8 protein-coding genes are annotated in these 7446 nt (G+C 60.5%); 2 read left to right on the top strand and 6 right to left on the bottom strand.

Annotated elements, in window-relative coordinates; all coding sequences use genetic code 11:
* Window positions 1-443: 443 nt before the first annotated feature.
* The 5 genes from VQ045_RS20680 to VQ045_RS20660 all read right to left on the bottom strand — a co-directional run bounded on the left by VQ045_RS20680 (window position 444) and on the right by VQ045_RS20660 (window position 5047).
* A complete protein-coding gene (locus VQ045_RS20680; RefSeq protein WP_331831462.1) occupies window positions 444-1508 on the bottom strand; it encodes a site-specific integrase in 1065 nt (354 codons plus the stop codon).
* Window positions 1509-2985: 1477 nt separating this feature from the next.
* Window positions 2986-3549: a hypothetical protein gene (locus VQ045_RS20675; protein WP_331831461.1), complete on the bottom strand. Its 564-nt coding sequence runs from the start codon at window positions 3547-3549 to the stop codon at window positions 2986-2988.
* A 22-nt stretch (window positions 3550-3571) separates the two neighbouring features.
* On the bottom strand, window positions 3572-4459 hold the full coding sequence (locus VQ045_RS20670) for a hypothetical protein (RefSeq protein WP_331831460.1): 888 nt from the start codon (window positions 4457-4459) through the stop codon (window positions 3572-3574).
* Window position 4460: 1 nt separating this feature from the next.
* Entirely contained in the window at window positions 4461-4688 is a 228-nt protein-coding gene (locus tag VQ045_RS20665; protein WP_331827887.1) for a helix-turn-helix transcriptional regulator, read from the bottom strand.
* 161 nt (window positions 4689-4849) lie between these two features.
* A complete protein-coding gene (locus VQ045_RS20660; RefSeq protein WP_331827899.1) occupies window positions 4850-5047 on the bottom strand; it encodes a helix-turn-helix transcriptional regulator in 198 nt (65 codons plus the stop codon).
* Between the two features lie 463 nt (window positions 5048-5510).
* On the opposite strand from VQ045_RS20660, the gene VQ045_RS20655 reads away from it, so the two are divergent.
* Window positions 5511-5963, top strand: coding sequence for a thermonuclease family protein (locus VQ045_RS20655; RefSeq protein ID WP_331831459.1), 453 nt, complete (start codon window positions 5511-5513; stop codon window positions 5961-5963).
* Window positions 5960-6199: a hypothetical protein gene (locus VQ045_RS20650; protein ID WP_331831458.1), complete on the top strand. Its 240-nt coding sequence runs from the start codon at window positions 5960-5962 to the stop codon at window positions 6197-6199. Before VQ045_RS20655 ends, VQ045_RS20650 begins: the two co-directional genes overlap by 4 nt.
* Window positions 6200-6504: 305 nt before the next feature.
* Here VQ045_RS20650 and VQ045_RS20645 read toward each other — a convergent pair.
* On the bottom strand, window positions 6505-7446 hold a 942-nt coding region (locus VQ045_RS20645), incomplete at its 5' end, for a site-specific integrase (RefSeq protein WP_331831457.1).

Raw genomic sequence — 7446 nt, 5'->3', positions numbered from 1 at the left:
TAGACCGGTTGAGTTGTCGTCCGAAGCAGCCCGCACCCTCGAAAAGGTGCTCACGATCATCTGAAATCGTTGCTCACGATCCCGCGAAATCTCTGCTCACGATGCGGTGAAATACGCAGTTATGTCGAGGAAGACGGGACCGTGAAGCCGCCATTCATATGGAACGAGGACCGTCGCCTTCATCTGCGTGCGAAGCTTGATGCGCTCTATTTCCACCTTTACGGCATCACAGATCGCGACGACATGCGATATGTGTACTCCACGTTCCCCATCGTCGAGCGCGAAGAGATCAACAGGTGGGGTGCGTACCGCTCCCGTGACCTTTGTCTCGCATATATGAACGCTCTCCAGGCGGGGCAGCCAGACGCCGTTGTCGATGGATAGCGCCGCTCAACTTCCACAGAAGGGGCGTTCATCAACCCCGTTAGGTGCAGTTGATGCCCTCACAACAAAGCGGCGACAGCGTTGTCCGTGAACAGCTCGCCATCACGAATGTAGCGACTGAGCATGGCGTCGCTGGCATGACCGGTCTGCTGCCTGATTTTCCATGACGACGCCCCGGCCTGGGCGGCGCTGGTGGCGAAGCCGGCACGCAGGCTATGTCCGGAGAAGCCCTCCGGATCGAAACCAGCCGCTGCCAAGCGTTCCTTCAGGATGATCGAGACGGCTTCTCCCGATAGGCGCTGATCCCCGACGCGCCCATGTCGGGTTATGCCCCTGAAGATGGGGCCGGCTTCGCTGCCGAAAACCGATAGCCATGCTTCAAGGGCGGTGACCGGGCACCATCGCGTCCGGCCATGGGGTATCCCGATTTTCCTGCCCGCTCCCGTCTGGTCCGTCTTGGACCGGCGCAATGTGATTACGATCCCCTGACGCACGTTTTCCACATCGGCGACATCGAGACCGACCAGTTCCGATCGGCGGAAGCCTCCAGCGAACCCGATCAGCAGCAGGGCACGGTCGCGGATGTCCTTGGGCCTGTCGCCCATGACGCCCAAAACCGCGAAGAGATCATCGCGCAGCAGCGGCTTTGCCTGTCGCTGAGCCGAGCCGTTCCTCCGTCTGATGCCTCGAAGGGTCGCCTTGACGAGTGCATCGGTCGTTGGGTTGGACACACGCTTCAACGCATGAGCCTTCGCCAGTGAGGCAAGCCGCCGGGTCAGCGTGGCCCCGGTCAGAACGTCGGCATGGGCGGCGAGGTAAGCGGCGATCATCTCGGCCGATGCCGGGATCATGCCACCCCAGGCGACGAAGTGATCGAGGTCGGATTGGTAGGCACGCTTGCTGTTCGAAGACAAGGAGCCGTCGACCAGATCGGCCACGGAAGGTAAAATTTTACTAAAATTCGAGAGTTCGGCTGTGCAATTGATTGCACGCGGGGCTTTATGGTTCGTGCAATCAATTGCAATTCTACCGATCGGCGCGTTAATTTTCCGTTTATCGCCCGCGTTTTTCTCATTTTTTGGCTCCGATAATGGAGGGTTATCGGAGGAGAGACCGGGCGTCATCGTGCATTCCCCTTGTCCGATGACGATCCAAGAAGGCGCGCTCGAACCGCATTCAGGTGATCAAGGTTGGATCGAAAGGCATCAAGGATGGCGGTCATTCCCTCGATAGGGATGCCGGCCCACAGCAGGTCCGTCTCGCGCCCCAGCGTCTCCAGCTCATCGACCTGATCCCACTCGAACCGGTGCGTAACCGGCATGGCGTCGGTGTAGAAGGCGGCGAGATACGCGGCGTCCCTATGCCGGAACTCGGGGACGTGTCGTTCAAGGGCCGAGCGTGCATTCTGGTTCTCACGAGCGAAGGTCACGATCGCCTGACGACCGGCCCGCGTATGCTTGTCGAGGGCATAGGTCGGGACGCCGTTCACGAATAGCGTGGGCGGGACCGGCACGGATCGGCTTGTCGGCTCGCTACGGCTCCGTCTGAGTTCCTGGAGGAGCGGCGGCAGCATGAGAACGATGGGCTCGCGTGTGGCCCTCGCAGCGGCCTGTATGGCCAGTCCCGTCGCTTCGGGCAGGCCGGCATCGATGTAGGCCGCCATGAGGCCGGTCAGGTCACCGCCGCCGATCCGCTTCTCAGTGCCGGCTTCGACCCCCGAGGCGAACCACGACGCAGTCGCTCTCAACTCGAATGGCGCGTCAGCATCCGTCGCGACGGTGATCCTGTCTCTGATGCTGAGCGCACCCACGGCCTCGCGGTGGCATTCCCAATCCGGTCGGTGGACGGCCGAGCAGATGAGGTAATCGCTCGAACGCTCCTTCGGAGCCGCCGCCATGGCCCGGACTATCCAGCGGGCGACCGTCGGCGTGTCGCCGTACTGCCGTCGAAGGCGGACATCGGTGCAGAGCCGAGTGAGGGTCACCAGCAGATCGGGAGCGCCGATGCCGATGTCTTCATAGGCGATCACCATCAAGCGACGAAAGATGCCGGTCCCCCGATGACGGATCAGTGTCAGGACGGCACGCTCGGCGGTCTCGGCGTCACCTCGCCGGATCGCCTTGTGGACGGTCGAGNGACGAAAGATGCCGGTCCCCCGATGACGGATCAGTGTCAGGACGGCACGCTCGGCGGTCTCGGCGTCACCTCGCCGGATCGCCTTGTGGACGGTCGAGCTGGCCACCCAGGGGTCGCAGGGTAGCGGCCTCAAGCTCGGCAGCGGACTGTTCTTCGCGTCGTCGGTCAGCGGGATTTCGGGTTGGAATAGGTCTGTCATCATGGCCTCCTTGCCGTGGCAGGGAGGTCGCGTTCGAGAGACCCCAAGTTGACGCTAGCTGATGGGCGAGCGGGGGCAAGGATTGATCGCCGCTAAGGCAATTGATTTGGACATGTCTCTGGCCAGGTGCCCCCCGCCGTTTCCTACTTTGTAGATGGTCAATACGAGCCGTCTACACTCTACGGGCCAGCGTCTTCCGATCTAACCGGCGTTTGTCCTCAGAACTATCTCGGAGACAGGTGAGGCGGGCCAACTGTCCCGCCCCATTAGAGCATATCTCTCGCGTTCAAATGGCGGTGCGCAGTGCCGGTGGATCGCATCTTCGACCCGACCGGAGGAACCTGTTTGATGATCCCGTGGGCGTGCTTCACATCCCAGCCGATCGGTTCGCCGTTGATGAAATTCCAGACGCAGCTCTCGGTCGCTTCTTTCAATCGGTTCCAGCTGAACTGCCCCTTCTTGGTCCATGCCGAGTTGCTGTCGTACCAGCGCTTCGCATAGGTCACCGCAACGTCCATGAGCTCATCGTAGACTTCCAGTAAATCAGGACCCTTCCTGTTTCCCGCGACCTGCTGGAGCTTCTCCAGTAGGCGGACGCGAGATCGTTCTATACGTTTTCCGCCCGGCTTGACGTGAACGGGGTCCGGCTTGTGATCGCCTTCATGCGTGATCCAATACCCGATCACTCGGATACCCTTCTTCATGTCGCTCGGCTCTGCGGCATGTAAATTGATTGCCCCGGCAGGGTGCGCCTCCAGGCGCTTCGTTACCGCTCCAGCGACCGCGATCACGGCCTCGACTTCGCACGAGCCGATGCACAGATCGTCCATGACCGTGGACGCGTGCAGCTCCTTACCTCCGACGACATGCCGAAGTTCCCGTCCGATGAAGGCCCTTGCTAGGAGCGGCGCGAGCATTGAGCCCTGCGGCATACCCTGCCGGGTCAGTCCATCTGTAAAAATCCGAAGAAGCTCTTTCAGGGAGAGAGAGATCACTCGGGACGAAGTCGGGGTACGTCTGCTTCAGGTACTCAACCACCGTCGTGGCTTCCTTTGGCATGGATACCCTGATCTTCGTGCACTTCGGGAGGAAGATCACGGTCTTCAACAATCGCTTGTCGACCGGCAACCAATCGAAATGTTTGGGCCTCATTGACGGGAAACAGTTCTCGATATCCGGCGTCCACCACCAACGGCGACCGTCCGTCATCGATTGTTTGATTTCGTGGACGAACGCCCGTTCGCCTCCGGCTCCTTTCCTCGTGTAGTCAAACTCGCTGTCGATGCCCATCATCGACAACACATCCCGAAGCGGCAGCTGCTGAGCCGCCCTGAGAATTCCGTATTTCACGATCGAGCGGTACTTCCCCCCGCCCTTCGGTTCCCAGTGAACGACGACCGGCTCGGCAAGCGCCTTCCACATGCTGATCTTCCCGGCTTGGCCCAGGGCCTGTGAACGAGACATGGATAGCCCACGCCGCGCCGCGATCCTGAGTACCCCGACGAAGACGGCGTCCTTGGACGAGAGGGGTCCCGCTTTCGCGATTGCTCGCTGCTTAGACCAACCCTTCGGATAGGCCGCTGCCAGCTGCTTCAGACTTCCCCGGTAACTCGCGATGGCGTGCTTCAGCTGAAGCAACTCCTCCTTCGCCCATCCAGCTTCTTCCCGGCAGTACCGGACAGTCGCGGCAAACTCCTTGTTGAGGTACTTCAATTGCATCTGGCGTTCGGCGTCGAGCATCTCAGCCTCGCACCTGTTCTGCCAGCCAGGCTGAGATATCGGCCTTCTCATAAACCAGTTTACGGCCAAGCTTTGTCCTCGCAGGCATCTGACCCTCTTGCTGACGACGGCGGATTGTGCGCTCCGAGACGCCCAGTATTGTACAGAGGTCCCTGACGCCGATGGAGGTCGATCGGCTGTGTAGGAGCATCGCCTTGTCGAGTATCGCTTGTGCCTCAGCGTCGGTCATTTTGATCCTCCCTGGAACTGAGTGACACTGTTCCGTAAAATTGCCTGCAGCCGACGCTGGATTGGCCTGGGTCTCAGTCGTGAAGTCCGGACATCGAGGTCGGCTATACGGCGTCGGCATCGTTTGGAAATGAGTGACAGAGTTGCGTGCAACCAGTAGCGTCAGCCGCTTGACGAGACCCGGCTTCGTTCATTGATCCATGCGTCGAGGTCCGCGAGCCGATAGACCACGATCTTCCCGCCGAGCTTGGCGAAGGGAGGACCGTCGCCGCGCATCCGCATTTTGGCGAGGGTCGACTTCGACAGGTTCAGGACGGCCGCAGCCTCTCCAGGACGCACAACTTCAAGGGCATTCGACATCATCGGTCTCCGGCAACAATCGCGTTCGACCGGAACCTAGAGACGCTTCCCGTCCGCCATCAAGCAGGTTTTCGGCGCGTGGTATCAATCTGACACCAGGGCTCTCGAAAGGAACCGCGTGCCAACCATTGACCATGTCCGGCGAAAGCAGCGCGAAACATGGGATTGCGCGTCCACACCCGCCGATGATGGCTTTCGATCGAAAATGCGTAGTTCGCGAAAACTGTATTTGCGTGCCCGCTTTAACGGGTAATTGACGGCCCCATGCTACGGCTTCCCCATGGCTGACCCATGGCTCGACAATCTGGCCGATCTCCGCAAACGAAGCCGTCGCCGCCAAGCGTTCGGCCGGACCAGAGACGTTGTTCCAATCCGTTCTGCCAGGCCGTCTCGGCACAAAAAAGCCTCCCGTTATCCGACACGCTTCTGGTATTCGCTCGGCCTCGCATGCGCCGTGATCTTCTTGACGCCTTTCGCGCTTGATCGGCTGAGCGGCCTGCGGCTGCCGGTCTCGCTCGATCTCCGGACCGCCTTCACCGAGGCGGCCACTGCTCCGCGCTATTCCGGTCCGATAGGCATCTGCTCGGGCGGTAACCGCGCCGAACGGCGGGTCACCTGCATCGTCGACGGTGACACCGGCTGGCAGGACGGCGACAAGTGGCGAATGAAGGACATCGATACGCCTGAGATTTCGAAGCCGGAATGTGCCGCGGAGAAGCGCAAGGGCCTGGCTGCCCGTGATAGGCTTCGAAACCTGATGTCGGCGGGTTATTCGCTTACTCAGGACGGCACCGGCTATTACGGTAGGACCCTCGTGACGGTCACCCTTGCGGACGGCCGAGACGCCGGCGAAGTCCTCGTTCAGGAAGGGCTCTCACAGCGATGGCCGAATACCGGAAACCCGTGGTGCCGATGATCGCTCGTCTGCGCTCCCTTCTTACTGCCCGGCGCGACCTGCGCCGCCGGGTCGAGCGCGAAGCCTATACCCTGATCACGGTAATGCCGCCGGACGACGCGTGGGAGGAAGCTCGACGTCGCGGCCCTGATGAACCTGCCGAGCAGCGGCTCTGGTATCTCGTCAGACGCGAGATCACCCGGAAGACTGGATACGTGCGTCAGCCCGACACCGCGACGCGTATGCGCGGGGGGTGAGCCGCATTTGATCAAGACGACTGATGCCCCGTAATCCCACCGTCGCCTTGCCGTGGGGCGTCACCATGAGGATGAGGCGGCCGATGAAGGGGGTATGTTCCGATGCAGGTTTGGGACCTGTAGGCGGGCTTGTATGGCTATTGGGATGGTCGTTTTTCGGCTGTGTTTGGGTCTTGTTAGACCCCTTCTTCACCTTGATTTTGATGATCGTCACGCCGCATGCCCTAGCCGTGGAAATTCGTCACGGCCCATGATCGGGGAAAGGCGTTAAGAGAGCGAAAAACTCTGCTCCCAGCTGTGGGAGGTTATGGCAGCAAGAAGCTCAGATCAATCGGGTACTCCACTTTATCGATCACGGCATGCAGCTCATCGATCTTGGGGCCGCTGCCGTAGTGGCTGTGGACCTTCTTATCGGCATGACCCAGAAGGGCCATCGCCAGACGCTCAGGGGCTTCAGCCGCATAAACCGCGTCCGTGAAATTGTGCCGGAATGAGTGAAAGGCGGTCTTCGGGGTCTTGAAGCCGATCTGCCGTGAATACCGGCCCCACCACTTGCTAAAGTTATGCGAGAAGTAGCCATCCTTCCCCTTTTCGATGTCCGAGAACACACGATGGGTGCCGGGCTTGTCGGCCACCAGCTCAAGCATACCGCCCTTCAGCAGGACATCATGTATCGGGACGCGACGCGCACTCCCCGCCGTCTTCAGCGACTTTTCTTCGCCCTTCGAGATGTCAAAGAACCAGACGTCCTTCTCCTGCTTGATGTCCGAGATGAGGAGCTGAACGATCTCCCCCATGCGCATGCCGGAATACAGGGCAATCAGTGGCACCCAGAATTTACCGTCACGGATCACCTCCGGCCCTGCTTTGTGGCGCTGCGAGCCCAGGTGACCGGCGTAAAGCGGTGATGAGAAGATCGTCTTGAGCTGTTCGACGGAATAGGGATCACGACCGTCACGGCCCTTCGGCCCAACCCCCGTGATCTTCACCTTCTCGCCCGGCACCTTCTCGATCAGCTCCTCATCATACGCCCAGCGGAGGAAGGAGCGGAACATCGAGAAGTATTTGTCCTGCGTCTTCGGCGAGATGACCGGGCCACCAGAGGAAGTGGCTTCCAGGACCGTCAGTCCCTTCGTCGCGGCCAGCTTCGTGTAGTTTGAAGGCAGGCGTTGCAGGGCGTCACGAAGGGAAATTACGTCGGCCGTATCAAGGGCACGAACCAGCTTCTCGCCCCCGATGATGCCGAC

This window comes from Aurantimonas sp. E1-2-R+4 (assembly GCF_036549515.1).
Classification (GTDB): domain Bacteria; phylum Pseudomonadota; class Alphaproteobacteria; order Rhizobiales; family Rhizobiaceae; genus Aurantimonas; species Aurantimonas coralicida_A.
Note: the sequence above shows the minus strand (reverse complement) of the source record. Positions and strands in the feature narration are given on the sequence as shown.

What these genes read in the sequence shown, in the direction of transcription:
- VQ045_RS20650 (WP_331831458.1), top strand. Translation starts at nt 5,960, where the DNA reads ATGATCGCTCGTCTGCGCTCCCTTCTTACTGCCCGGCGCGACCTGCGC.
- VQ045_RS20665 (WP_331827887.1), bottom strand. Translation starts at nt 4,688, where the DNA reads ATGACCGACGCTGAGGCACAAGCGATACTCGACAAGGCGATGCTCCTA.
- VQ045_RS20670 (WP_331831460.1), bottom strand. Translation starts at nt 4,459, where the DNA reads ATGCTCGACGCCGAACGCCAGATGCAATTGAAGTACCTCAACAAGGAG.
- VQ045_RS20675 (WP_331831461.1), bottom strand. Translation starts at nt 3,549, where the DNA reads ATGGACGATCTGTGCATCGGCTCGTGCGAAGTCGAGGCCGTGATCGCG.
- VQ045_RS20660 (WP_331827899.1), bottom strand. Translation starts at nt 5,047, where the DNA reads ATGTCGAATGCCCTTGAAGTTGTGCGTCCTGGAGAGGCTGCGGCCGTC.
- VQ045_RS20680 (WP_331831462.1), bottom strand. Translation starts at nt 1,508, where the DNA reads ATGACGCCCGGTCTCTCCTCCGATAACCCTCCATTATCGGAGCCAAAA.